This is a genomic window from Sphingomonas qomolangmaensis (assembly GCF_024496245.1).
GTDB lineage: Bacteria > Pseudomonadota > Alphaproteobacteria > Sphingomonadales > Sphingomonadaceae > Sphingomonas > Sphingomonas qomolangmaensis.
The window spans coordinates 217,702-241,054 of sequence record NZ_CP101740.1 but is presented as its reverse complement, the minus strand read 5'-3'; the positions used below and the strand labels follow the sequence as shown (position 1 = coordinate 241,054).

Here is a 23,353-nt window from a genome sequence, read left to right as displayed (position 1 = left end):
CGTCAGGCCGCCACGCGCGCCTCGGTCACGCGCACCTCGGCATCGGTGGTGGCAGCGGCGGCATCGCGCTCGCGCGCCGCGATCTCGTCGGCCCAGTGCAGGATTTCCATCCGTCCATCCTCATGCTCGACCAAAGCCGTACAGCCCTCGACCCAGTCGCCGTCGTTATAATAGTCGATTCCGTCGATATGGCGATAGTCGGCGGTGTGGATGTGCCCCGCGATCACCCCGTCGACGTCGCGCGTCTTTGCCTCGTGCGCGACGATCTCCTCGAAGTTCGAAATGAACTCGACCGCGTTCTTCACCTTGTGCTTGGCATATTTGCTCAGCGACCAATAGGGCAGCTTCAGCGCGCGGCGATACAGATTCACCCAGCGGTTGAGCGTCATCATCATGTGATACGCAAAGTCGCCGGCATGCGCGAGCCAGCGATGCGACAGCGTGATCGCGTCGAATTCGTCGCCGTGCAGCACCAGCAAGCGGCGGCCATCGGCGGTGGTGTGGATCGCCTGGCGCTTGATCTTCACCCCGCCGAAATCGAGCCCGGTGAACTGGCGGAACATTTCGTCGTGGTTGCCGGGGATGTAGACGATCTTGGTGCCACGCTTGGCGCGCTTCATGATCCGCCAGACGATGTCGTTGTGCGTCGCGGGCCAGTAGAATTTCTTCTTGAGCTGCCAGCCGTCGAAGATGTCGCCGACCAGATACATGGTGTCGCTGTCGACATGGTCGAGAAAGTCGATCAGCATCTCGGCATTGCAGCCGCGCGTGCCCAGATGGACGTCGCTGATCCACACGGTGCGATATTGCCGCCGCTCGATGATCTTTTCGGGCACCGATGGTTCGAGCGTGCCGAAATCGCCCCCCTGCCCCAACAATCGGTCGGTGATCGCCGCGTCGAACGGCAGTCGGGTGATAGCGCCCATGTCCAAGGTTTCCTGCGGTTGTCCTTGTCTAGGCGTCCTATGCAGGTGAATTGTGACAGATTGCGGGTGGCATGGTCATGCGAGTGTCATACGCGGCGGCACCCAACCGCCATCACCCCATCGTCAGCACGATCTTCCCGACATGGTCGCCCGCTTCCATCCAGCGGTGCGCGTCGGCCGCGTCGGCCAGCGGAAAGGTCCGGTCGATCACCGGCTTCAGCCGCCCCGCCTCGACATGCGGCCATACATTTGCCTGGAGCTCGTCGGCGACCAGCGCCTTGAACTGGCCGTCGCGCGGGCGCAGCGTCGAGCCCGTCAGCGTCAGCCGACGGCGCATGATCTCGAACAGCGGCACGCTCGCCTCGGCCCCGCGCTGGACCGCGATCGAGACATGGCGGCCATCCTCGGCCAGGCACTTCAGGTTGCGCGGCACATAATCGCCGCCGACCATGTCGAGCACCGCCGCCACCCCCGCGCCATCGGTGATCCGGCGGACCTCCTCGACGAAATCGGCGGTCTTGTAGTTGATCGCATGATCGGCGCCCAGCGCCAGCGCCGCCTCGCGCTTGGCGTCGGAGCCGACCGTCACGATCGTCGTCAGCCCGAACAGCCCGCCGAGCATGATCGCCATCGTGCCGATTCCCGAGGTGCCGCCATGCACCAGCACCGTGTCGCCCTCGCTGGCATAGGCGCGCTCGAACAAATTGGTCCACACCGTGAACAGCGTCTCGGGCAGCGCCGCCGCCTCGATCATCGTCAGCGCATGCGGTACCGGCAGGCATTGCCCCGCGGGCGCCACCGCATATTCGGCATAGCCGCCGCCTGCCAGCAGCGCGCAAACGGGCTGGCCGAGCATCACTTCATCGACCCCCTCGCCCACCGCGACGATCTCGCCCGCGACCTCCAGGCCCAGAATCGATGGCGCCCCCGGCGGCATCGGATACAGCCCCTTGCGCTGCATCACGTCGGGGCGGTTCACGCCCGCGGCGGCGACGCGCAGCAGCACCTCGCCGGGCTCGGGCGCGGGTACCGGGCGCCGCACCGGCACCAGCACTTCGGGACCGCCGGCGCCCTCGGGATCGATCGCCCACATCGCATCGGGCATCGTTTCGGATAAGATCATTGCGTCGCGGTGCCCCCTGCCGCAGGAATTCGTCGGTCTTATTGACATCGCCGCCGCACGGGTCAACGTTTGGTGTCATGGACGCCGACGATAATCTCCCGCGTCGCAAGGACGATACGCTCGCCGCCCTGGTGGTGCAGGACCTCGACCCGCTGTCGATCGCCGAGCTCGAGGCGCGCGCCGCCGCGCTCGAGGGGGAGATTGCTCGGGTTCGGCGGCATATCGACAAGGCGGTGCGCCATCGCGACAGCGCCGATGCGCTGTTCCGCCGATGACCCGCCCGGTCGCCCGCATGGTCCAAAGCCCGTTGCCGGCGCCCCGCTTGCCGAACCGCCCTGCCGACCCGACATTGGTACTAAGGGCCGCGTGTCACGCTGCGGCCGATTGGAGTAGCTAACCCCATGCCGTCTTTCGCATCCGCACTCGAATCAACGCTCCACAAAGCGCTCGAGGCTGCGTCCTCGCGTCGGCACGAATATGCGACGCTCGAACATCTGTTGCTCGCGCTCATCGACGACGAACATGGCGCCAAGGTCATGGCGTCGTGCGGCGTCGACCTGGGCGACCTCAAGGCGACGGTTGCGACCTATCTCGACACCGAGCTCGAAGCGCTCAAGGTCGACAGCGCCACCGATCCCTCGCCCACCAGCGGCTTCCAGCGCGTCGTCCAGCGTGCGATCCTCCACGTCCAGTCCTCGGGCCGCGACGAAGTGACCGGCGCCAATGTGCTCGTCGCCTTGTTTAGCGAGCGCGAAAGCTATGCGGTGTATTTCCTGCAGCAGCAGGACATGAGCCGGCTCGACGCGGTCAGCTTCATCAGTCACGGCGTCGGCAAGGGCGGTGCGCCCACCGAAGCCCGCGAAGTGAAGGGCGCCGCCGAAGAGGACAAGCCCGCGCAAAAGGGCGGCAAGGACGCCAAGGAAAGCGCGCTCAAGCAGTTCTGCGTCGACCTCAACGAAAAGGCCAAGAACGGCAAGATCGATCCGCTGATCGGTCGCGGCCCCGAAGTCGATCGCACAGTGCAGATCCTGTGCCGCCGCTCGAAGAACAACCCGCTCTATGTCGGCGATCCCGGCGTCGGCAAGACCGCGATCGCCGAGGGCCTCGCGCGCAAGATCGTCGAGGGCGACGTTCCCGAAGTGCTGCTGCCCGCGGTCATCTATTCGCTCGACATGGGCGCTTTGCTTGCGGGCACCCGCTATCGCGGCGATTTCGAGGAGCGGCTGAAGCAGGTCGTCAACGAGCTCGAAAAGCTGCCACATGCGGTGCTCTTCATCGACGAGATTCACACCGTAATCGGTGCCGGCGCGACCAGTGGTGGCGCGATGGACGCGTCGAACCTGCTGAAGCCCGCGCTGTCGGGGGGCACGATCCGCTGCATCGGATCGACCACCTACAAGGAATTCCGCAACCATTTCGAAAAGGACCGCGCCTTGCTGCGCCGGTTCCAGAAGATCGACGTGAACGAACCGACGATCGAAGACACGATCAAGATCCTCTCGGGGCTACGCAGCGCGTTCGAGGGGCATCACTCGGTGAAGTACACCCCCGACGCGATCAAGTCGGCGGTTGAGCTTTCGGCGCGCTACATCAACGACCGCAAACTGCCCGACAAGGCAATCGACGTGATCGATGAGGTCGGTGCGATGCAGATGCTGGTCGCCCCCAACAAGCGCAAGAAGGTGATCACTTCGAAGGAGATCGAGCAGGTCATCGCGACGATGGCGCGGATACCGCCGAAAACGGTGTCGTCGGACGATACCCGCGTGCTCGCCAATCTCGGCACCGATCTAAAGCGCGTGGTGTTCGGCCAGGATGCCGCGATCGAAGTGCTGTCGTCGGCGATCAAGCTGTCGCGCGCGGGGCTGCGCGAACCTGACAAGCCGATCGGCAACTATCTGTTCACCGGCCCCACCGGCGTCGGCAAGACCGAAGTCGCGCGCCAGCTCGCCGAGATCATGGGCATCCCGCTCCAGCGTTTCGACATGTCCGAATATATGGAGCGCCACTCGGTCAGCCGGCTGATCGGTGCGCCTCCGGGCTATGTCGGCTATGATCAGGGCGGCCTGCTCACCGACGCGATCGACCAGCAGCCGCATTGCGTGCTGTTGCTCGACGAGATCGAGAAGGCGCATCCCGACCTGTTCAACATCCTGTTGCAGGTGATGGACAACGGCAAGCTGACCGATCACCACGGCAAGACCGTCGATTTCCGCAACGTCATCCTGATCATGACGACCAATGCGGGCGCGTCGGACATGGCGCGCGAATCGATCGGCTTCGGCGCCAGCAATCGCGACGACGTGCAGGAAGAAGCGGTGAAGAAGCTCTTCACCCCCGAATTCCGCAACCGCCTCGATGCTATCGTGCCGTTCGGCTATCTGCCGCCCGAAGTGGTGGCACGCGTCGTCGACAAGTTCATCCTCCAGCTCGAGCTGCAGCTCGCCGATCGCGGCGTGCACATCCGTCTGGACGATGAATCGAAGGCATGGCTCACCGAGCGCGGCTACGACAAGCTCTACGGCGCACGCCCGATGGGCCGGCTGATCCAGGAGAAGGTCAAGCAGCCGCTCGCCGAGGAACTGTTGTTCGGCAAGCTGATGCATGGCGGCGAAGTGAACGTGAAGCTCAAGGATGCGGCACTCGCCTTCGAAATCGTCCCCGCGCCGCCCAAAAAGGCCAAGCGCAAGGGCGGCGGCAGGAAGACCGAACCCGCCGACGCGAAGTAGGGAAAAGCGGCGGCGCCCAATTTGGCGCCGCCGCCTTCTGTTGGTAGGATGGCAATATGGATGAGCCGCGCGAGCCTTTCTGGGATCCGAACGAACCCGGCATCTTCGACGATCCCGCGGTGATCGCCGCTGCCGATGCTCGTGCGATTGCCGACATCGAAGCAGGACGGGTTATCAGCAACGAAGCCGTGATCCGCTGGCTTACCGAGATCGGAAAGGGTAATCGCCCGCCGCCACCACAAATCGGCGACTGATGGCAATCGTTTCGTGGTCGATCGCGGCATCGGTCGAACTTCAGGCAATCATCGATTTCATTGATCTGTCTGACAGCCCTGCCGCCGATCGTCTTGGCCGGCGCCTGGCGGCAGCTGCCCGCTCGCTCGACACCTTCCCCAACCGCGGCTGCGAGATCGCCCCCGGCATCCGCCAGCTCTCGGTGGTCTACCCCTATCTCATCCGCTATCGCGTCGCGGGCGATCGCTTCGAAATCCTCTCGGTGCGGCACGGCGCGCGCGACGAGGACGGCTGAGGACGCGGTGAGTCGTTAGGAACCCCGCCCGCCCCGGGCGGTTATTCGCCTACCGCAACGATTTCGGAGCGCCGATCGCATGAAGTCCATCTCGCTGTCCCTTCTGGCTTTTTCCACCGCGCTGACGCTTGCCGCCTGCAACACCCGCACCGAAGACGCCGCCAACGCCGATGCCGAAGCCGCCGCGACGGTCGGCAACAGCGAAGCGAACCTCACCCCCGAGGAAGCCGGGATCTTCGACAAGCTCTTCGCCGACGGCAAGCCGACCCGGCTCGCGCTCGAACAGGTCCACCCCAATGGCGGCGTGCTCAAGGTCAATGCCATCCAGGTTAAGCCCACCGAGACGATCGTGAACATCACCTATGTCAACGGCCACACCCGCCCGGTCGACCTCAACTGGCTGCGCAACAGCAAGCGCACTTTCCTTCTGGCCGAGAACCGCAAGTTCATCGTGTCGCCGCCGCAGCTAAACGAGCAGATCGAAGTCGAGAGCGGCGCGACGATGACCGGCGACCTGGTGTTCGTCGGCGCGGTCCCGCAGACCGACCGCCTCCAGCTGGTGCTCAACGAAAGCGGCTCGACCAGCGAAAGCGCCAGCAACCCCAAATTCATTCTCGACATCCCCACCCCCGCCACCGCGTGGTCCGACGATGGCTCAAAAAAAAAGTCAGCAGTCTAAAGGCATTGCAGGCGGGCTATTCAGCGCTTGAGATTGCCAACGGCACCGGCAGCAGCTTTGGCACCGGCTCGGTCGCGACCTCGAACCTGTCGCAGGTGCAGACGCTGCAGACCGAGCTCAACGCCACCCAGACCGATCGCGGCACGCTGGTGTCGCTCCCTGGCGACGTGCTGTTCGACTTCGACAAGGCGACGATCCGTGCCGACGCGCGCGGCACGCTCGACAAGCTTGCTGAGCTCGTCAAGGCGCAGAACCCGCCCAGCGTGTCGATCGAGGGCCATACCGACGCCAAGGGCGACGATGCCTATAACAAGCGGCTTTCCGAGGGCCGGGCGCAAGCGGTGCGCGACTATCTGGTCGAGCAGCGCCAGGTCGATGCCGCGATACTCACCGCGATCGGGCTGGGCGAGTTGCGTCCAACCGCGCCCAATGCCAATCCCACCGGTGGCGACGATCCCGACGGCCGACAGAAGAACCGCCGCGTCGAGATCGTCTTGGCGAATAATGCGGCCGCGCCTGCCGCGGCGCAACAATGAACAAGCGTTCAGCTTAGTCGAACGCTACGGGTTTCGCTTGACGCGGCTTGCTGCATACGCGAAATCGCGTGCCTATGAAGCATCGCATCCTCCCCGCCGTGGCGGTCCTCGCCGCCCTGTCGCTGGCCGCGTGCCAGCAGGCCGAACCCGAAGTCGTCGACAGCCGGGCGCCCGACCCGCTCGCCGCTGCAAAGGAAAAGGCAGCGCCCGTCGAACTGCCGCCCGCGATCCGCGGCAATGTCGCGTTCCGCTGCAAGGACAACAGCCTGCTGTACGTCGAATTCTTCGACGGCGACAAGCTGGTGAACCTGCGCGACAAGCGCGGCGAAACCCCAACGCCGCTGCGCGCGCCAGAGGCGGGCCAGCCCTATGTCGCCGAAGGCTATTCGCTGACCGGCGACATGGAAAACATCACCGTGACCCAGCCGGGCAAGGGCGAGCAGACCTGCCGCGCCTGATTGCGTCCTCCTCCAGATGATCATAGGCCGGCGGGACCATCCCGCCGGCCTTTTTCTTTGCACCGCGCCCATCGGTTGGGGCATGCTCGTCCACGGGCAAGGACGGGAGCGGCGGGCAATTGGCGGTAGTGGCGGTCTATAGTTTGAAGGGCGGCGTCGGGAAGACCACGCTGGCGGTCAACCTCGCCTGGTGCGCCGCGCAGTTATCCGCCCGCCGCACCTTGCTTTGGGACCTCGACCCCCAGGCCGCCTCCACCTTCCTGCTCGGACGCGACCAGCGCGCCGCCGATTCGGCGCAGGCGATTTTCACCAAGGATGTCGAGCCCACCCGGCTGGTACGCCCGACCGGGATTGACCGGCTCGACCTGATCGGCGCCGACACCTCGCTGCGCAGCCTCGACGTCGTCTTCCACTCGCTCGACAAGAAGAAGCGGCTCGCCAAGCTCGTCGGCTCGCTCGATTCGGCCTATGACCGGCTGATCCTCGATTGTCCGCCGGGGCTCACCGAGACCAGCGAACAGGTGATGCGCGCCGCCGACCTCATCATTGTGCCGATCATCCCCTCACCGCTCGCCACCCGCGCGTTCGAGGAAGTGGTCCAGCATCTCGATCGCAAGGGCGGCAAGGTGCCGCTGCTGCCGGTGCATGCGATGGTCGACAAGCGCCGCAAGCTCCACGCCGACCGGCTCGCGCTGCATCCCGACTGGCCGGTGATCCCGATGGCGAGCATGGTCGAGACGATGGCGGCGCGGCGCCTGCCCGTCGGCGCCTTCGCGCCCAAGAGCGCGGCGCAGGCGGCGTTCGCGGGGCTGTGGCAGGCGGTCGAACGTCGGCTGTCGGCGGCGCGATGACCCGCCGGCTCTCGCTATACCAGGAACTCGATCCCGAACTGGTTTTGCGGGCCTATGCTATGGGGGTGTTCCCGATGGCCGACCATCGCGATGCCCCCGGCGTCTATTGGGTCGAGCCCAAGTTGCGCGGCGTGCTGCCGCTCGACGGCTTCCATCTCTCGCGCTCGCTGCGCAAGACGATCGCGCGCGACCGCTACCGCGTCACCGCCGACCGCGCCTTCGACGCGATCGTCGCGCTGTGCGCGCAATCGGCGACCGACCGGCCCGAAACCTGGATCAACCCGCCGATCGCGCACGTCTTCGCGCAGCTCCACGAACGCGGCTTCGCGCATTCGATCGAATGCTGGGACGGCGACCGGCTGGTCGGCGGGCTCTATGGCCTGGCGCTCGGCCGCGCGTTCTTCGGCGAAAGCATGGTCAGCCGCGCCACCGATGCGTCGAAGGTCGCGCTCGCCTGGCTGACCGCGCGGCTACGCGTCGGCGGCTTCACCCTGCTCGATTGCCAGTTCCAGACCGACCACCTCCGATCGCTCGGCGCGATCGAGATCCGCCGCGACGCCTATATGGCGTTGCTCGGCGCCTCGCTCGGCGAGACCTCGGCGGGGCTCGCCTCGGGCGCGCCGGTGGTCACCGGCGTGTTCGGCGCGCTTGACCGCCTGCGCGAGGTCGGCCTCGCCGCCCCCGCGCCGCTCGCCTCGCCCGATCCCTTCGTCATGTCGACGGTATCGGGCCCGGTGTCGGGCCGCGACATCGTGCAGCTCTTGGGCCACACATCGTAGATCGGATGCGGCACGACGTTCAGCGCCGGCCGCTCCTTGAACAGCCAGCCCGAAAAGGCGCGCCGCCATTTGGCGTCGCTGCCGCGCGTGTCGAGCTGGACGAACGCGCCGGTATATTGCTCGGTCTCCCACGGCGCGGTGACTTCGCACGCGCGCAGCCGCACGATCGCGTCGCCGATCCGCACCGCCTGTCCCGGCCGCAGCGTCAGGTCGCGGCTTTCGCCGTTGCGCTTGTTGAGCAGCCCCACCACCGCGACACGCTGCGCCATCGGCGTGGTCCCACGCGTGGCGGCGAGGTTCGATTCCTCGCTCTCGACGGTGACGATGTCGCTAGCCGCCTTGGGCGCGGGGGCGGGCACGTCGATCGAGGTCGCAGCGGTCGGCGTGGTAGCCACCGCGCGGCCATGCCCGAGCAGCGCGATGCCCTGCCACGCACCCACACCCAGCGCGGCGGCGATCGCGGTGCCGCCCAGGACCCGACGAAGCCTCATCCCTCGGGCGACCACGCCTCATAGTCGCCGGTGGCGCGGACGCGCTGGCCACCCTTTTCCAGTGCCCCCGGCGGGCGATAGGCAAGCGCGGTGCCGGTCTGGTTGGGCAAGGGCGGCTGTTCCCAGGCGCGCGGCTGCACCGACTGGTCGGGCACGTCGTCGCTTTGCTGGTGCAGCCAGCCGAACCATTCGGGGGGCACCCGGCTGGCATCGTTGGCGCCGTTGTAGATCACCCAGCGGCGCGGACGGCCCGCAGTGTCCTTGCCGCCCATCCAATAGACGTTGCCCAGCGAATCGCTGCCCATCTTTTGCTTGCCGTGCAGCGCCAGCGTGGTGCCGATGGTGGCGCCGTTCCACCAGGTGAAGATCGATCCGAGGATACCCATGTTCGTCCCATTAGCGCGTTCGCGGGGGCGGTGGCAACGTGCCTCGTCGCAGCCGCGCGTGTGCAGGTTCAGCCCGCCGGGAAACCCGCCCAGCTGACCTTGTCGCCCGGCGAGATGCCGAGCTCGGCGGCGCGCCCGCCGACCAGCTCGAGCACCGCGCCCACCGGCTCGCCCGACGGCACCGGCGCTTCGGAGAAGGGCACGGTGTTCTCGGCGATGCTCGCGATCGTCCCGTCGGCACGGATGAAGAGGATATCGAGCGGGGTCGGCGTATTCTTCATCCAGAAGCTGGCCTCCTTGGGCCCTCCCCCCTCGGCCGGATAGGGATAGAACAGCATCGCCGATGTCGGGCCAAGATCGGTGCGGTACATCAGCCCGCGATCCTGCTCGGCGCGCGTGCGCGCGGGCTCGGCTTCGAACCGATGCGCGCCGCTTGCGGTGGTGATCGTCAGCGGAATCGGTTTCAGCACGAGGCTCGAACTGGGTTCCGGCGACGGCGCCGAAATCGCGTTGGCCGAACCCCCGGCATCGCAGCCGGCGGTGATGATGAGCACGGCGCAAACCAGCGACGCTCGAAGACTACGCGATACCATGGCCGGGTTATTCGGGCTTTTCGATCGCGACCGCAAGCGGTCCCTTATCGCCCGCGACGATCCGCGCGCGCAGCGGCTGCTCGGGCTCGACCTCGTCGATATTGGCGCGACGCAGCGTTTCCATGTGGACGAAGATATCGCCGTCGCCGTCGGGACGGACCAGAAAGCCATAGCCCTTCAGCCGGTTGAACCATTTGACGATCACCGGCTCGAACGGCCCGGCATCGTCGACCAGCTTCAGCCGGTCGGCGCGATCGCCCTGCCCTTGCGGCCGCGGCGCCTCGATCGCGGTCGACAGGTCGATCGCGACGATCTGGCTCGCCTGGAACCCGCGCTGGCGTCGCACTGCGCGGCACTCGACGCGCGCGCCCTCGGGAAGACTGCGCCGCCCATGATCCTGCAACACCGAGAAATGGACAAGAATATCGCCGACGTCCTGTTCGTCGGCGATGACGAATCCAAACCCTCGCGTGACGTCGAACCATTTGACGACACCCGAATACACGGGCGCATCAACCTGCCCGCCGTGATCGTCCTCTCGGGCCATCGGCAGCTCCATGTCGAACGCATCCGGCATCGGTTGCGGATCTGAACGCATCTTTATAATACCCCCGACCAATATCTTAACACAGGGTTTCAATAAAGCGAATGGAGGAGTAGCGCTTCAAAATCAATATCTTGCCCCGAATGGGACAGCGGCTGCATTGCTGCGATGCGGCGTGCCAGCGCGGGCGCATGGCCGGCGCGAATCATCGCCGCCATATGTTTCTCGCGCCCCGGCCGTTCGGCGGCCTCGCGCGCATACGGCCCGATCCGCTTGCGGCGCGCGAAGCTCAGCGCGCTTTCCACCGCCTTTTCCTCGGCTTGCGGTACGATGCCGACAGCGTCCTCGCCGCCTACCCCCGCCTGCTGCAGCGCGATCGCCACCCGGCGCGCGCCGAACCCACGCCGCGTCAGCGCCGCCGCGCGTGCCTCGCCGAACGCGCGATCGTCGATATAGCCAAGCGCGGCGACCCGCTCGACCAGCGGGTCGATCGCCGGCGGGTCGAGGTCCTCGCCCCAGCCGCGCTCGCGGATCTTGCGCGCCAGATACGTCGCCAGCTTGGCGCGCGTCGTCGCAAACCGCTCGACATAGCGTAGCGCCAGCCGTTCGAGCGTATCGGGCGCAAGCGGCGGTGCAGGGCTACGGATTCGGGCCATGCCATGTTTGTGCCACACTGGCGCACGATCTAGCAAAGTCCATCGATGGGTGAAAAATCGGCCAGCGACTTGCTTTTGGTCGGCTGCGCAACGAAAGCCGTCGGCCACAACGGGCAGAATGTCCGGAAAACGACGTAAAAGGGTATCGGGACCGCGTGACGTGAGATTATCCGAGACGACCAACCGGGCGGCCACGCCCAGCAGCGATGCGCTGCCGCGCCGCTTTTCGGATTTCGAAACGCTGGGCGAGGCGCTCGACTATGCCGCACGCGGCGAGCGCGGGCTGAACTTCCACGACGCCCGCGGCACGCTGGCGCGCGCCTATCCCTATGCCGAGCTGCGCAGCGACGCGCTCGACCAGGCGGCGCGGCTGATCGCTGCGGGCGTCAACCCCGGCGACCGCATCGCGCTGGTCGCCGAGACCGGCCCCGAATTCGCCTCGCTGTTCTTCGGCGTGGTCTATGCCGGCGGCTGGCCGGTGCCGCTGCCGCTGCCCACTTCGTTCGGCGGCCGCGACAGCTATATCGAGCAATTGCGCGTCCAGCTCGCCAGCTGCGACCCCACGATGCTGTTCTACCCCGGCGAACTCGCCGCGATGGCGGGTGAAGCAGCGCGGATCGCCGGCGTCGAAGGGATCGAATGGGAAAGCTTCGCGCTGCGCGAGGTGCCCGCGGTCACGCTGCCCACTGCGACCGCCGACGATATCGCCTATCTGCAATATTCGAGCGGATCGACGCGCTTCCCGCACGGCGTCATCATCAGCCACCGCGCCTTGCTCAACAACCTTGCGGCGCATTCGCACGGCATGAAGCTGATCGACGGCGATCGCTGCATTTCTTGGCTGCCCTGGTATCACGACATGGGGCTGGTCGGCTGCCTGCTCTCGCCGGTCGCCAACCAGGTATCGGCCGATTATCTGAAGACCGAGGATTTCGCGCGGCGCCCGCTCGCCTGGCTCGACCTCATCAGCCGCAATCCGGGCACCACCCTCTCCTATTCGCCCACCTTCGGCTACGACATCTGCGCGCGCCGCATGTCGAGCCAGACCAAGGCGTCCGAACGCTTCGACCTGTCGCGCTGGCGCGTCGCCGGCAACGGCGCCGACATGATTCGCCCCGACGTGATGCAGAAATTCGTCGACGCCTTTGCCGATGCGGGCTTTGCCGCCTCGGCCTTCCTGCCGAGCTACGGCCTCGCCGAAGCGACGCTCGCGGTGTCGATCATGCCCCCGGGCGAAGGAATCGTCGTCGAGCTCGTCGAGGAAACCCAGCTGTCGGGCATGTCGGTCGATGGCGGCCGCCCGCAGCGATTTCGCGCGATCGTCAATTGCGGCAGGCCGGTGCGCGACATGGCGGTCGAAATCCGCGAGGAAGACGGCACCCCGCTCCCCGACAAGGCGATCGGCAAGGTCTGGTGCAAGGGCCCGTCGCTGATGGCGGGCTATTTCCGCGACGATGCTGCCACCGACGCGTGCATGACCGATGGTTGGCTCGACACCGGCGACATGGGATATCTGTCCGACGGCTATGTCTATATCGTCGGCCGCGCCAAGGACATGATCATCATCAACGGCCGCAACCACTGGCCGCAGGACATCGAATGGGCGGTCGAGCAACTGCCCGGCTTCAAGGCGGGCGACATCGCCGCCTTCGCGATCACCACCCCCGGCGGCGAGGAGACGCCCGCGGTGCTGGTCCAGTGCCGCACGAGCGACGACGCCGAACGCTCGCGGCTGCGCGACGATATCCGCGAGCGCGTCCGCTCGGTGACCGGCATGCACTGCGTCGTCGAACTCGTGCCCCCGCGCACGCTGCCGCGCACCAGCTCGGGCAAATTGAGCCGTGCCAAGGCGCGCAATCTGTACCTGGCGGGCGAGATCAAGCCCTACGATATCGCCGCCTGACCGCGACCGTGCTGCAGGCGTTCGCGCCTGCAGCAGCCACACATAAATATCGCAGCGCGGGCGCGCCATAACCTCTCGCTAACCAACATGGCGCTACTACCGCGCGGTGACTAGCGATACGACCTCCCAGTTCGCCAAGCCGCGGATCGATGCCCGCGCGCTCCTAGGTATGCACGACCCGCGCGATCTGACCGATTGGGGTCCGATCCGCGCGGCGCAGCTCAACGCCGGCAGCCAGCTCGCGCTGTTCCTGCTCGCCGCCAACGTCTTCGGCGCGGCGCTGCTGATCCTGCAGTTTCGCAATCTCTTGCCGGTCTGGCTGTTGTTCGGCTGGGGTGCCTTGGTCGCGGTGATTTCCGCAGCGGTAGGCATCCGCCGCCTGTCGTCCCGCGCGCGCACCCAGATTTCGGCGACGATCGAGGACATTCGCGACACCGCGTATGAAGGCCTCGCGCTCGGCATCATCTGGTCGATCGCGCCGGTGGTCTTCGGCCCCTATGCGCAGGGCGAATCGGCGCTCGCCTTGTGGTTGACGCTGTCGATCCTGATGACCGCCTCGGCGGTCGCGCTCGCCGCCTTGCCGCTGGCGACGATCATTTTCCTAAGCGTCGTCGGCACCTCGGTCTCGGTATCGCTGCTGATCGCCACCGGCCCGGTGCTGGCGGCGGCGGCGGCGTTCTTCACCGCCTTGCTGATCGTCGCCTGCTTCGCGCGCGGCAAGGCGCTGGTGGTCATCCGCGCGGGCGAGATCGCGGTCGCCGAACGCGACGAGACCGTCAGCCTGTTGCTCCGCGAGTTCGAGGATCACGGCGCCGACTGGCTGTGGGAGACCGACGCCCAGCGCCGCGTCGTCCGCGCCTCGCCGCGCTTCGCCTATTCGGTCGGGCTCGATCCGGTGACGATCGACGGCATGCCCTTCCTCCAGGTGCTCGCCGGCCCGCATTGGGAAACCGGCAGCTTCCCCGCCGGCCTCCACCAGCTCGCCGAGCGGCTCAAGGCGCGCGATGCGTTCCGCGACCTGCTGCTGCCCGTCAGCATCGGCGACGAGGAACGCTGGTGGGAAATCTCCGCCAGCCCGCGCTTCGACGAACGCGGCAGCTTCATCGGCTTTCGCGGCGTCGGCTCCGACGTGACCGAAGCGCGCGCCTCGACCGACAAGATCAACCGCATGGCGCGCTACGACATGCTCACCGGCCTGCCCAACCGGCTGCTGCTCAACGAAGCGCTCGCGCGCGCGATGGCCGAGGCCGAGAAATGGGGCGGGCGCTGCGCCTTCATGATGATCGATCTCGATCGCTTCAAGGCGGTCAATGATTCGCTCGGCCACCCACTCGGCGACCGGCTGCTCCAGCGAGTCGCCGAACGGCTCGCGCATCTGGTGACCGACAACGAAGTGATCGGCCGGCTCGGCGGCGACGAATTCGCCGTCGTCGTCCGCGACGCGCGCGATACCGAGCGGCTCGAACGCCTAGCGCGCACGATCATCGCGACGCTCTCGCGCTCGTACGAGGTCGACCAGCACACGCTCTACATCGGCGCCAGCGTCGGCCTCGCGGTCGGCCCGCGCGACGGCCGCAGCGCCGAGATGCTCGTCCGCTCGGCCGACCTCGCGCTCTACCGCTCGAAGGACGCCGGCGGCGGCGTGTTCAACGTCTATGAACCGCAATTGCACGTCGCCGCCGAAGAACGTCGCGTGCTAGAAATCGCGCTGCGGGGCGCACTGGAGAATGACGAGCTCGCGCTGAACTACCAGCCGGTGGTCCATGCCGGCACCGGCGCGCTCACCGGGTTCGAGGCGCTGCTGCGCTGGACCCACCCGACGCTCGGCCCGATCAGCCCCGCCAAGTTCATTCCGCTCGCCGAGGATGCGCGGCTGATCGCGCCGATCGGCGAATGGGTGCTGCGCAACGCCTGCGCCGAGGCGGCCAAGTGGGACGACGACATCCGAATCGCGGTCAACGTCTCCCCCGAACAGCTCCACAACCCCGCCTTCGTCGCGGTCATCGCACAGGCGATCACCCAGACCGGCATTTCGCCCGACCGGCTCGAGCTCGAGGTCACCGAAAGCGTGTTCCTGCGCGAAGGCACCGGCGCGGTCCGCGTGCTCGAACACATCCTCCAACTCGGCTGCCGCCTCAGCCTCGACGATTTCGGCACCGGCTATTCGTCGCTTGGCTATCTCTCGCGCACCAAATTCTCGTCGATCAAGATCGATCGCAGCTTCGTCCAGAGCGCGTCGAAGGGGGTGCGCGAGGCGATCGCCATTATCCGCGCGGTGGTCGCGCTCGCGCAGTCGCTCGGCATGGCGACCACCGCCGAGGGCGTCGAAACCGAGGAGGAGCACCAAATGGTCCAGGAGCTCGGCTGCACCAAGGTCCAGGGCTATTATTTCGGACGCCCGCTCCCCACCGACGAGGCGCGGCACCTCGCCACGCGGCGCAAGCGCGGCGCGAGCATCGCCGCCTGATCGACGTGCCCGCCGGCGCCGGTTCGGTTTTTCTTGCGGGGAGCGAAACGCGCGGCTAGGGCGATCGCGCTGCAGGAGTGTAGCTCAGTTGGTAGAGCATCGGTCTCCAAAACCGAGGGCCGTGGGTTCGAGTCCCTCCACTCCTGCCAGCCGCAACGCGCGGCGGCGTTCAGACGAACAGCAGCGGCAGCAGCAGGATCGCCCACAACAGCGCCGCGATCGGCAGCGAGTATAGCAGCCCGCGCATCGGCAGCGCCCGTCGTAGCACCGGGCCGGCCTGCGGACCTGAATGCAACGGGCTGACTCTGGCGCGCGACCGCATGACTGCTCTCCTGTGGCGGACAGGCTGGGTGGCTGGAACCGCCCTCTCGTTTCTCCTATGCGCCTACTCCCCTAATATAGGGTTCGGAGGCGTTTTCGCCAGGATATGGCGCCGCTTTGTTCCCGCCCCGGCGCGCATGCTTGCACTGCCCCTTATCCTTCGCTAGATACCGGTCCCAATCCGACAGTCTGGATGGGCAGCGCCGGTTTCCTCTGAAGGAACCGGGCAGCGGCCCTTTGCCCGGCGGTCGGCGAACCAACGAACCCATTGTCAAAGGGCAGCACGCCAGTGGCGAAAACGACCCCGATCGAGTTCATGCGGCAGGTCCGCGCCGAAACCGCCAAGGTCGTCTGGCCGACGCGCAAGGAAACGGTGATGACCGCGGTGATGGTCGTCATCATGACCTCGCTGCTGGCGATCTTCTTCCTCGGCGTCGACAGCTTCTTCGACGCGTTCGTGAAGTTCCTGCTCTCCCTCGCCGACTAAGAAACGGAACAACACGCATGGCGCGCTGGTACATCATTCACGCCTATTCGGGCTTCGAGAACAAGGTCCGCGACCAGATCCTGGCCGATGCGACGCGCATGGGGCTCGACGCGCTGGTCGAGAGCGTCGAAGTGCCGACCGAGACGATCACCGAGGTCCGCCGCGGCAAGAAGGTGCAGTCCGAACGCAAGTTCTTCCCGGGCTATGTGCTCGCCAAGCTCGACATGAACGACGACGTCTATCACCTGGTGAAAAACACCCCGAAGGTGACGGGCTTCCTCGGCAGCATGGGCAAGCCGCAGCCGATCAGCGAGGGCGAAGCCGCGCGGATCCTGAACACCAAGGAAGAAGCAGCCGCCGCGCCCAAGCAGCAGATCAAGGTCGATTACGAGATCGGCGACAATGTGAAGGTGCTCGACGGCCCGTTCGCCAGCTTCAACGGCATGGTCGAGGAGCTCGATTTCGACAAGTCGAAGGTCAAGGTATCGGTATCGATCTTCGGCCGTGCGACTCCTGTCGAGCTCGATTTCGAACAGGTCGAACGCAGCAAGTAAGCTTACGCCGGCGCCGCCCGGGCCAAAGCCCAGGCCGACCATTCGGCGTGTCTGGCTGGCAGTGCCGGGGGAACGGATGACGACAGCGATGGCTGCGCCGTCATCGTTCTGCGCCGCCGCGCGTCTTTCCGGTGGGCATTCGCACGCCGCGGGATAGCGTCGCGGTCAAACTGGGCCGGGGATCCGGCCAGGAATTATCACGGTTGGCTCGGCACTGGGTGCGATCCACCGCCCCGGCCTTTCGGCCTGCCGCGAACGCCCACGCCGACCGCCCTGCATAAACTCGCCAGTAACCGCTTGGCGCTACGTCGGGTTCCATGCTCGCGACCACGCCCCCCCTCGTCGGCCCCGCAGTTCCTCGGCGGTGGCTTTCCCGTAGCGCGACCAGCGTGTCGCTGACGCTGTGCATGCTGCTCGCAGCGTGCGGCGGCGAGGATAGCGGCGGGGCCGAGACGGCGGGGTCGGTGGTGATCGCGCCCGGCGCTGGCGCGGGCGCGGTGACGCCGGCCGCGCCCCCCCCGGCGCCGACGCCCGCCCCGGCGCCAGCCCCCGCCCCCGCGCCGACGCCATCCACCAGCCCCGCAGCGGCGACACCTGCCCCCGGCGCCACCCCCACCCCGTCGCCCGCCCCTGCGCCCTCGGCGGCGCTCGAAAACTCGTTTTACGTCGGCAACGATCCCAACCAGATCGGCGTCGTCGAACGCTGGCTGGCACGCAAACCCGATGCGGTGCAGCTGCATATCGGCCGCGCGGGGTGGAGCGACTGGCGCAGTTCCTCGGGCTGGATGGCGGGGCTGTTCGCCGGGCGCGGGGTCGATATTCGCTGGTCGGTGCCGCTGATCGCGACCGGCGCGACGCTCGAACAGGCGGCCGCCGGCGCCTATGACGAGCATTATCGCGATCAGGCGCGCACGCTCAACCGCGCGACCCCAGCGGGCAAGAAGATCCCCGTCCGCATCGGCTGGGAGTTCAACGCCGACTGGCAGCCCTGGGCCGCGATCAAGAATCCCGAGGCCTACAAGGGCGCGTTCCGCAAGGTGGTCGACATCTTTCGCCAGGAAACCGACCGCTTCGAATTCGAATGGACCCCCAACATCGGCGATCACGGGATGGACCCCGCGCTCGCCTATCCCGGCGACGGCTATGTCGACGTGATCGGGATGGACTTCTACTACAACACCCAGTGGCATCCCAAGGACCCCGAGGCGGCGTGGATCTACATGGTCAACGAGAAATACGGCCTCGCCTGGCACCAGCAATTCGCCGCTGCGCGCAAGAAGCCCACCGCCTATGCCGAATGGGGGGTCGATGCCGACACGTCGGGTCCGTTCATCAAGCGCGCCAAACAATGGTTCGTGACGCACAAGGTGCAATATCACAGCTACTGGGATTCGAACGCCGACTTCAAAGGCATGCTCAGCAACAACCAGTTCCCGCGCGCTGCGCAGGACTTCAAGGAAGCGTTCGGCAACTGATACGCGGCGTGGGGCGGCGGGGTTAGTGCCGCGCCCCGGCCTGCGCGCGCGCGAGCGTACCCGCGATCCGATCGGCCAGCTCGGCCAGACGATAGGGTTTGCGGATCAGCGTTTCCTCGCTCAGTTCGCTCCTGGTGTCCGCCATGTCGGCATAGCCGCTGGCGAACAGGATCGGCATCGCCGGATCGATCGCGCGCACCCGCCGCGCGAATTCCAGGCCGTTCATCCCCGGCATCAGGATGTCGGTCAGCACCATGTCGAACCGCTCGCCCGCGAAATCGGCGAGCGCATGCCGCGCGCTGTCGCAGGCGGTGACCTCGTAGCCGATCTCGCACAGCATCTGCGCCGCGATCGCGCGGACCTCGTCATCGTCGTCGACCACCAGGATGTGCGCATTGCCCGCGGTGATTGCGTCGCGCGTCGTGTCGCGCGGCTCGGGCGCGACAGGGTCGTGGGTGCGCGGTAGGTAGAGCGTGACGGTGGCACCGCGCCCCTCTTCGCTCGCGATATGCACCGTGCCCCCCGACTGGCGCGCAAAGCCATAGATTTGCGCGAGGCCGAGCCCGGTGCCCTTGCCCTTTTCCTTGGTGGTGAAGAAGGGCTCGAACGCGCGCGCGATCACCGCCTCGGACATGCCGGTGCCGGTGTCCGACACCGCGATCGCGATATAATGCCCCTCGGCCAGTTCGCCCGCGACCTCGGCGGGAACCGTATCGACATTGCAGGTGGCGATCCGCAGCGTACCGCCCTCGGGCATCGCATCGCGCGCGTTGATCGCCAGGTTGAGCAGCATCACCTCGAGCTGCGTCGGATCGGCGAGCGCGGGCCACAGATCGTCGGCGAGCGCGGTCTCGACGACGACATCGTCGGTGATGACGCGCGCGAGCATCTCGCTCATCGCCGCGACGACACGGTTGGGCTGCACCGGCGCGGGCGACAATTGCTGCTTGCGCGAGAAGGACAGCAATTGCGAGGTGAGCGACGCCCCGCGCTCGCCCGCCTGCAGTGCCATCCCCGCCAGCCTGCGGACCTTCTCGTCGTCGGTCCGGCGCAGCAGCAGGTCGAGCGAGCCGATCACCGCGGTCAGCAGATTGTTGAAATCGTGCGCGATCCCGCCGGTCAGCTGGCCGATCGCCTCCATCTTGCGCGCCTGGACTAGCCGCGCCTCGGCACGCTCGCGCTCGGCGATCTCGGCGGTCAGCCGGTCGTTGGCGCTGGCGAGCTCGGCGGTGCGCTCGGCCACCTTGCGCTCGAGCGTATCGGCGAAGCGCCGGAGTTCCGCGCGCGCGCGCTCGCGTTCCTGCAGATGCTCGGCCGCCAGCCGCTGGCGCCGCCGTGCCCGCGCCAGCGCCCGCGCCGCCGACACCAAGGACGCCGGATGCAGCGGCCGCTCGAGCACGGTGACGTTCACCAGCTCCTCGTTGACCTTCATCCCCGGCCGACTGCCGCCCCGCTTCGACAGCAGGATGAAGGGGAAGTCCGACCAGGGCGGCTGCTGCTCGATCGCCTGCCGCAGCCGCTCGGGATCGATCCGCGCCAGCGCATCGTCGGTGACGATCGCGCCTTCGTTGTCGCCCGCCGCCACCGCGGCGATCAGCGCCTCGCCATCGCGATCGAGCACGCAAGACAGCCCCGCGCTGCGCAGCAATTGCGCGATCACCTCGCCGTCGCGGCCCTCGGGCGCGACGACCAGGAAGGCGTGCAGCGCGGCGTCGTCAGGTTTCGGCGTCGTCACGGTTCGTCATAAGCTTTCCTCCCGCCACCATTTGCGGCACGCCGGTCAGAACGCCACGGAACCCATTGAGTTTCGGCCCGACGCGAAGTCCTTCGGAATCGATCATCAATTCGCGCAGCGCCTTTTCGTGATGCCCGGTGCGCTTCTTCATCACCGACATCACCCGCCGGATCTCGCCCTCGGCCTCGAAGAAGCGCACCAGCAGCACATTGTCCGACAGATAGGTCAGGTCGATCGGCGACTGCATCGCGCCGATCAGCCCGGTCTGCGTCAGCACCAGCAGCGCCAACACCCCCTGCTGGTTCAGATACGTCACCAGCTCGTGCATCTGGAGCAGCATGTAGCGCTCCTCGGGCATCGCATGCTGGTAGCCCGACAGCGAATCGAGCACGACCATCGTCGTCCCGCTCTCGACATGGCTGCGGATCAGCTGCGCCAGTTCGCCCGGCGACATTTCGGCGGGATCGACCTGCTCGAACACGAACCGCCCCTCGGCGGTCGCTTGCTGGACGTCCATGTTGAGCCCCGCGCCGCGGCGCAAAAACACCCGCTCGGTCTCGTCGAAGCTCACGAACAGCGCCTTTTCGCCGTGCTTCAATCCCTCGAACACATATTGCATCGCCATCGTCGTCTTGCCCGCGCCCGACGGCCCCATGAACAGCGTCGAGGTGCCGTAATCGAGCCCGCCGCCCACCAGCAGGTCGAGCTCGGCGATCCCGCTCGAGGCGACCCGGTCGCGATAGCCCGCGTCGGGATGCGCCGCCGCGCTCAGCCGGGGAAAGATGTCGAGCCCGCCGGGACGGATCACGAAATCATGGAACCCCCCGCGAAACCCGCGCGCGCGCATCTTGTACACCCGCAGCCGCCGGCGCTCGGCGCCATAGGGCTGCGCGGTCTGCTCGAGCCGGATGACGCCGTGCGCCAGGCTGTGCAGGCTGAAATCCTCGATCGTCTGGGTAAGATCGTCGAGGAACACCACGGTGCACCCGCGCTGCGCGAAATAATGCTTCATCGCCAGCACCTGGCGGCGGAAGCGCAACCCCCCTTGCGCCAGCATCCGGATTTCGGACAGGCTGTCGAACACCAGCCGCGTCGGTTTTACCCGCTCGACCTCGGCCATCACCATCCGCACCGTTTCGCCGAGCTCGAGGTCCGACGAATAGACGATCGACTGTTCGCGCTCGGGGTCGAGGCTCAGTTCGGGCGGCACCAGCTCGAATATCTCGATCCCCGATACGTCCCAGCCATGCGTGCCCGCAACCTGCAACAGCTCCTCGCGGCTTTCGGACAAGGTGATGTACATGCAGCGATCGCCCTCGGCGACGCCGGCGAGCAGGAACTGTATCCCCAGCGTGGTCTTGCCCGATCCGGGTTCGCCTTCCAGCAAGTGGAGTCGGTTATAGGCGTAACCGCCATCGAGGATGCGATCGAGCGCGGGCGAGCCCGACGACACGGCGCCGCCGCCGCCTGCTGGTATCGAGATGTCGGACACGCGGTACTCCCGTCGCCCGATCGAGATCGGCCGGGCTATGTGCCTGCTATGCCAATAAAAAACGCTGCGGCCAACCCGCGTGCACCAGCCGCCGCCGCGCCGCCCCCGCGCCTACTCGCCGTGCTGCCGCTCGATGTCCTCGAACCGCCACCCGCCGAACAGCGCGCGCGTCGGGTCGTGCGGCGTCTTGTCGGTATCGGCGCGCGACCAGCCGGTCACCTGGTCGAGCGCGGGCAGCACCGGCGGCGGCGGCTCGTGCGGCAGCGGCGCGACCCGGTCGAGTGCCGAGCGCAACGCCGCGTTGGTCGCCGCCATCTTGAGGGCCTCGGTCTCGCGCGTCTTGGCCGCGCGATAATCGGCCGCGCGGCGCTCGCTCCATTGTCCGCTGCTCTCACCACGCCTGCGGTTCATATACGGTGCCTGCGCCCATAGCCGCGCGGTCTTGTGGTGCAGATACAGCAATTGCAGCGCCTGATTCACCGTCATCGCGGGCAACTCGGGTGGTTCGTTGTGGCGCCACGCGTCATGCTCGTGCGCCTCGACCTCGAAGCTTTCGAGCAACCCGGCCTCGATCCGCGTATAGCCCATCTCGAGCGCCAGGTGCATCTCGCGCGCGAACCCCGGGTTGCGCCGTCGCCGCCGATAAAAGGCCGCGGGCGACGCCCCCGCCGCCGCCGCCGACAGCCGGATGTTGGCGGTCGCCGACAGCGCCGCCAGGAACGCCTGTTCGCATTGCCGCGTGATCTTCCCCGGCTGCGCGCTGCGCACCTGCAGCTTGCCGTCGCGCCGCTGCACCACCACCGCCTCGCCCCCCAAGGTTCGATGACTGGCGGTACGATCACTGGCGGAGCGATGGCCGACAGCCCCACCCGCCTTCGCCGCGCTATCCGCCAGCCGCCCCCCGCCATCCTCGACCAACCGCGCATCGGCCATCGCGACCGCGACGTCCCATTGCTGCGCAAAGGCCGGATGCGCCGCGCGCCGCCCATGCATCGTCGCCGCCGCCCGCCCAATCGCCCGCGCCGCCGCCCGGACATTCCCGGTTTGCGTCAACGCGGCGATAAACGCCGCATTCTCCAACGCCTGCGCACGATCGAACGGTCGAGCCATGTTCCCGTTGTGTTCGCGAAAATCCAACATTACAAGTCGAATCCTCCCCCGCCAGGGGGAGGTGGCATGCGCAGCATGACGGAGGGGGAGGAAACGATGCGCCTCGCAGGCACGCGAAACGCCAAAACCACCGCCCGCCACCTCCGCCAGGCAATGACCCCGCCCGAACTAGCCCTATGGCAAGCCCTACGCCGCCAAGCATCCGCCCCCCGCTTCCGCCGCCGACACCCCGCCGGCGCCTTCATCCTCGATTTCTACTGCGCCCCCGCAAGCCTCGCGATCGAAGTCGACGGCGAAGCCCATAACCGCGGTGACCGCCCTGTGCGCGACGCAGCCCGCACCGAATGGCTGGCAGCGCAGGGGGTGGAAGTGCTGCGGTTCACCGCGACTGATGTGCTAAAGGACTTAGACGCGGTCGTCCGCCAAATCATCGCCGTCACCCACCAACGCATAGCCGCAACCCTTCCCCCAACCTCCCCCTCCGACGGCCGCTAAAGCGCCCGCCACCTCCCCCTGGCAGGGGAGAAAA

The 23,353-nt window shown here is 67.0% G+C and carries 25 protein-coding genes, 1 tRNA gene and 1 pseudogene; 16 read left to right on the top strand and 11 right to left on the bottom strand.

From position 1 onward, the window contains the following. Positions 1–2: 2 nt before the first annotated feature. On the bottom strand, positions 3–926 hold the full coding sequence (locus NMP03_RS01220) for a UDP-2,3-diacylglucosamine diphosphatase (protein ID WP_256506744.1): 924 nt from the start codon (positions 924–926) through the stop codon (positions 3–5). A 112-nt stretch (positions 927–1,038) separates the two neighbouring features. Beyond that, positions 1,039–2,049 (bottom strand): NAD(P)H-quinone oxidoreductase, encoded by a 1,011-nt coding sequence (locus NMP03_RS01215; protein WP_256506743.1) that lies wholly within the window; start codon positions 2,047–2,049, stop codon positions 1,039–1,041. A gap of 77 nt (positions 2,050–2,126) precedes the next feature. On the opposite strand from NMP03_RS01215, the gene NMP03_RS01210 reads away from it, so the two are divergent. The 9 genes from NMP03_RS01210 (at position 2,127) to aat (ending at position 8,610) form a co-directional block, all read left to right on the top strand. Then, the gene (locus NMP03_RS01210; RefSeq protein WP_256506742.1) at positions 2,127–2,324 is read left to right on the top strand and encodes a DUF1192 domain-containing protein; all 198 of its coding nucleotides are present in this window, start codon (positions 2,127–2,129) and stop codon (positions 2,322–2,324) included. 126 nt (positions 2,325–2,450) lie between these two features. Continuing rightward, a complete protein-coding gene (clpA, locus tag NMP03_RS01205) occupies positions 2,451–4,778 on the top strand; it encodes an ATP-dependent Clp protease ATP-binding subunit ClpA (RefSeq protein ID WP_256506741.1) in 2,328 nt (775 codons plus the stop codon). Between the two features lie 56 nt (positions 4,779–4,834). Next, complete coding sequence (locus tag NMP03_RS01200; protein WP_256506740.1) at positions 4,835–5,032, top strand: CopG family transcriptional regulator; 198 nt, start codon at positions 4,835–4,837, stop codon at positions 5,030–5,032. Continuing rightward, positions 5,032–5,307 carry a type II toxin-antitoxin system RelE/ParE family toxin gene (locus NMP03_RS01195; RefSeq protein WP_256506739.1) on the top strand — a complete coding sequence of 92 codons (276 nt, stop codon included), beginning with the start codon at positions 5,032–5,034 and terminating at the stop codon, positions 5,305–5,307. Before NMP03_RS01200 ends, NMP03_RS01195 begins: the two co-directional genes overlap by 1 nt. Positions 5,308–5,386: 79 nt before the next feature. Next, entirely contained in the window at positions 5,387–5,986 is a 600-nt protein-coding gene (locus NMP03_RS01190; RefSeq protein ID WP_256506738.1) for a hypothetical protein, read from the top strand. A 5-nt stretch (positions 5,987–5,991) separates the two neighbouring features. Continuing rightward, positions 5,992–6,522 carry an OmpA family protein gene (locus NMP03_RS01185; RefSeq protein ID WP_256506737.1) on the top strand — a complete coding sequence of 177 codons (531 nt, stop codon included), beginning with the start codon at positions 5,992–5,994 and terminating at the stop codon, positions 6,520–6,522. A 74-nt stretch (positions 6,523–6,596) separates the two neighbouring features. Beyond that, on the top strand, positions 6,597–6,980 hold the full coding sequence (locus tag NMP03_RS01180) for a hypothetical protein (RefSeq protein ID WP_256506736.1): 384 nt from the start codon (positions 6,597–6,599) through the stop codon (positions 6,978–6,980). Between the two features lie 119 nt (positions 6,981–7,099). Further along, a complete protein-coding gene (locus tag NMP03_RS01175) occupies positions 7,100–7,831 on the top strand; it encodes a ParA family protein (protein ID WP_256506735.1) in 732 nt (243 codons plus the stop codon). Further along, positions 7,828–8,610 carry a leucyl/phenylalanyl-tRNA--protein transferase gene (gene aat / locus NMP03_RS01170; protein WP_256506734.1) on the top strand — a complete coding sequence of 261 codons (783 nt, stop codon included), beginning with the start codon at positions 7,828–7,830 and terminating at the stop codon, positions 8,608–8,610. Before NMP03_RS01175 ends, aat begins: the two co-directional genes overlap by 4 nt. A 35-nt stretch (positions 8,611–8,645) precedes the next feature. On the opposite strand, the pseudogene NMP03_RS01165 reads toward aat, so the two are convergent. The 5 genes and pseudogenes from NMP03_RS01165 to NMP03_RS01145 all read right to left on the bottom strand — a co-directional run. Further along, positions 8,646–8,879 (bottom strand): annotated as a pseudogene (locus NMP03_RS01165) (DUF2155 domain-containing protein); the annotation flags it as partial. 218 nt (positions 8,880–9,097) lie between these two features. Further along, positions 9,098–9,487 carry an NADH:ubiquinone oxidoreductase subunit NDUFA12 gene (locus tag NMP03_RS01160; protein ID WP_256506733.1) on the bottom strand — a complete coding sequence of 130 codons (390 nt, stop codon included), beginning with the start codon at positions 9,485–9,487 and terminating at the stop codon, positions 9,098–9,100. Positions 9,488–9,555: 68 nt separating this feature from the next. Continuing rightward, positions 9,556–10,080: a DUF192 domain-containing protein gene (locus NMP03_RS01155; protein ID WP_256506732.1), complete on the bottom strand. Its 525-nt coding sequence runs from the start codon at positions 10,078–10,080 to the stop codon at positions 9,556–9,558. A 7-nt stretch (positions 10,081–10,087) separates the two neighbouring features. After that, on the bottom strand, positions 10,088–10,627 hold the full coding sequence (locus NMP03_RS01150) for a cold shock domain-containing protein (protein WP_256507966.1): 540 nt from the start codon (positions 10,625–10,627) through the stop codon (positions 10,088–10,090). Between the two features lie 89 nt (positions 10,628–10,716). After that, positions 10,717–11,280, bottom strand: coding sequence for a regulatory protein RecX (locus tag NMP03_RS01145; RefSeq protein ID WP_256506731.1), 564 nt, complete (start codon positions 11,278–11,280; stop codon positions 10,717–10,719). Between the two features lie 118 nt (positions 11,281–11,398). Between NMP03_RS01145 and NMP03_RS01140 the strand changes: the two genes are divergently transcribed. The 3 genes from NMP03_RS01140 to NMP03_RS01130 all read left to right on the top strand — a co-directional run bounded on the left by NMP03_RS01140 (position 11,399) and on the right by NMP03_RS01130 (position 15,799). After that, positions 11,399–13,183, top strand: coding sequence for a fatty acyl-AMP ligase (locus NMP03_RS01140; RefSeq protein ID WP_256506730.1), 1,785 nt, complete (start codon positions 11,399–11,401; stop codon positions 13,181–13,183). A gap of 169 nt (positions 13,184–13,352) precedes the next feature. Next, a complete protein-coding gene (locus tag NMP03_RS01135) occupies positions 13,353–15,650 on the top strand; it encodes a putative bifunctional diguanylate cyclase/phosphodiesterase (RefSeq protein ID WP_256507965.1) in 2,298 nt (765 codons plus the stop codon). Between the two features lie 73 nt (positions 15,651–15,723). Then, positions 15,724–15,799, top strand: a tRNA-Trp gene (locus tag NMP03_RS01130). A gap of 20 nt (positions 15,800–15,819) precedes the next feature. Here NMP03_RS01130 and NMP03_RS01125 read toward each other — a convergent pair. Further along, complete coding sequence (locus NMP03_RS01125; RefSeq protein WP_256506729.1) at positions 15,820–15,945, bottom strand: hypothetical protein; 126 nt, start codon at positions 15,943–15,945, stop codon at positions 15,820–15,822. Between the two features lie 315 nt (positions 15,946–16,260). Here NMP03_RS01125 and secE point away from each other — a divergent pair, with 315 nt between their 5' ends. From secE to NMP03_RS01110, 3 genes are all read left to right on the top strand, one after another. Next, a complete protein-coding gene (gene secE, locus NMP03_RS01120; protein ID WP_256506728.1) occupies positions 16,261–16,458 on the top strand; it encodes a preprotein translocase subunit SecE in 198 nt (65 codons plus the stop codon). Between the two features lie 17 nt (positions 16,459–16,475). Next, entirely contained in the window at positions 16,476–17,012 is a 537-nt protein-coding gene (nusG, locus tag NMP03_RS01115) for a transcription termination/antitermination protein NusG (protein ID WP_256506727.1), read from the top strand. Positions 17,013–17,401: 389 nt separating this feature from the next. After that, on the top strand, positions 17,402–18,487 hold the full coding sequence (locus NMP03_RS01110; protein WP_256506726.1) for a glycoside hydrolase family 26 protein: 1,086 nt from the start codon (positions 17,402–17,404) through the stop codon (positions 18,485–18,487). Positions 18,488–18,509: 22 nt separating this feature from the next. Here NMP03_RS01110 and NMP03_RS01105 read toward each other — a convergent pair whose 3' ends face one another. The 3 genes from NMP03_RS01105 to NMP03_RS01095 form a co-directional block, all read right to left on the bottom strand. Continuing rightward, positions 18,510–20,222, bottom strand: coding sequence for a response regulator (locus NMP03_RS01105; protein WP_256506725.1), 1,713 nt, complete (start codon positions 20,220–20,222; stop codon positions 18,510–18,512). Further along, the gene (locus NMP03_RS01100; protein WP_256506724.1) at positions 20,203–21,714 is read right to left on the bottom strand and encodes an ATPase domain-containing protein; all 1,512 of its coding nucleotides are present in this window, start codon (positions 21,712–21,714) and stop codon (positions 20,203–20,205) included. Before NMP03_RS01100 ends, NMP03_RS01105 begins: the two co-directional genes overlap by 20 nt. Before the next feature lie 111 nt (positions 21,715–21,825). Continuing rightward, positions 21,826–22,824, bottom strand: a complete 999-nt coding sequence (locus NMP03_RS01095; protein ID WP_256506723.1) for a hypothetical protein — start codon at positions 22,822–22,824, stop codon at positions 21,826–21,828. Positions 22,825–22,890: 66 nt separating this feature from the next. On the opposite strand from NMP03_RS01095, the gene NMP03_RS01090 reads away from it, so the two are divergent. Then, positions 22,891–23,319, top strand: a complete 429-nt coding sequence (locus tag NMP03_RS01090; RefSeq protein WP_319937609.1) for an endonuclease domain-containing protein — start codon at positions 22,891–22,893, stop codon at positions 23,317–23,319. Positions 23,320–23,353: the final 34 nt, after the last annotated feature.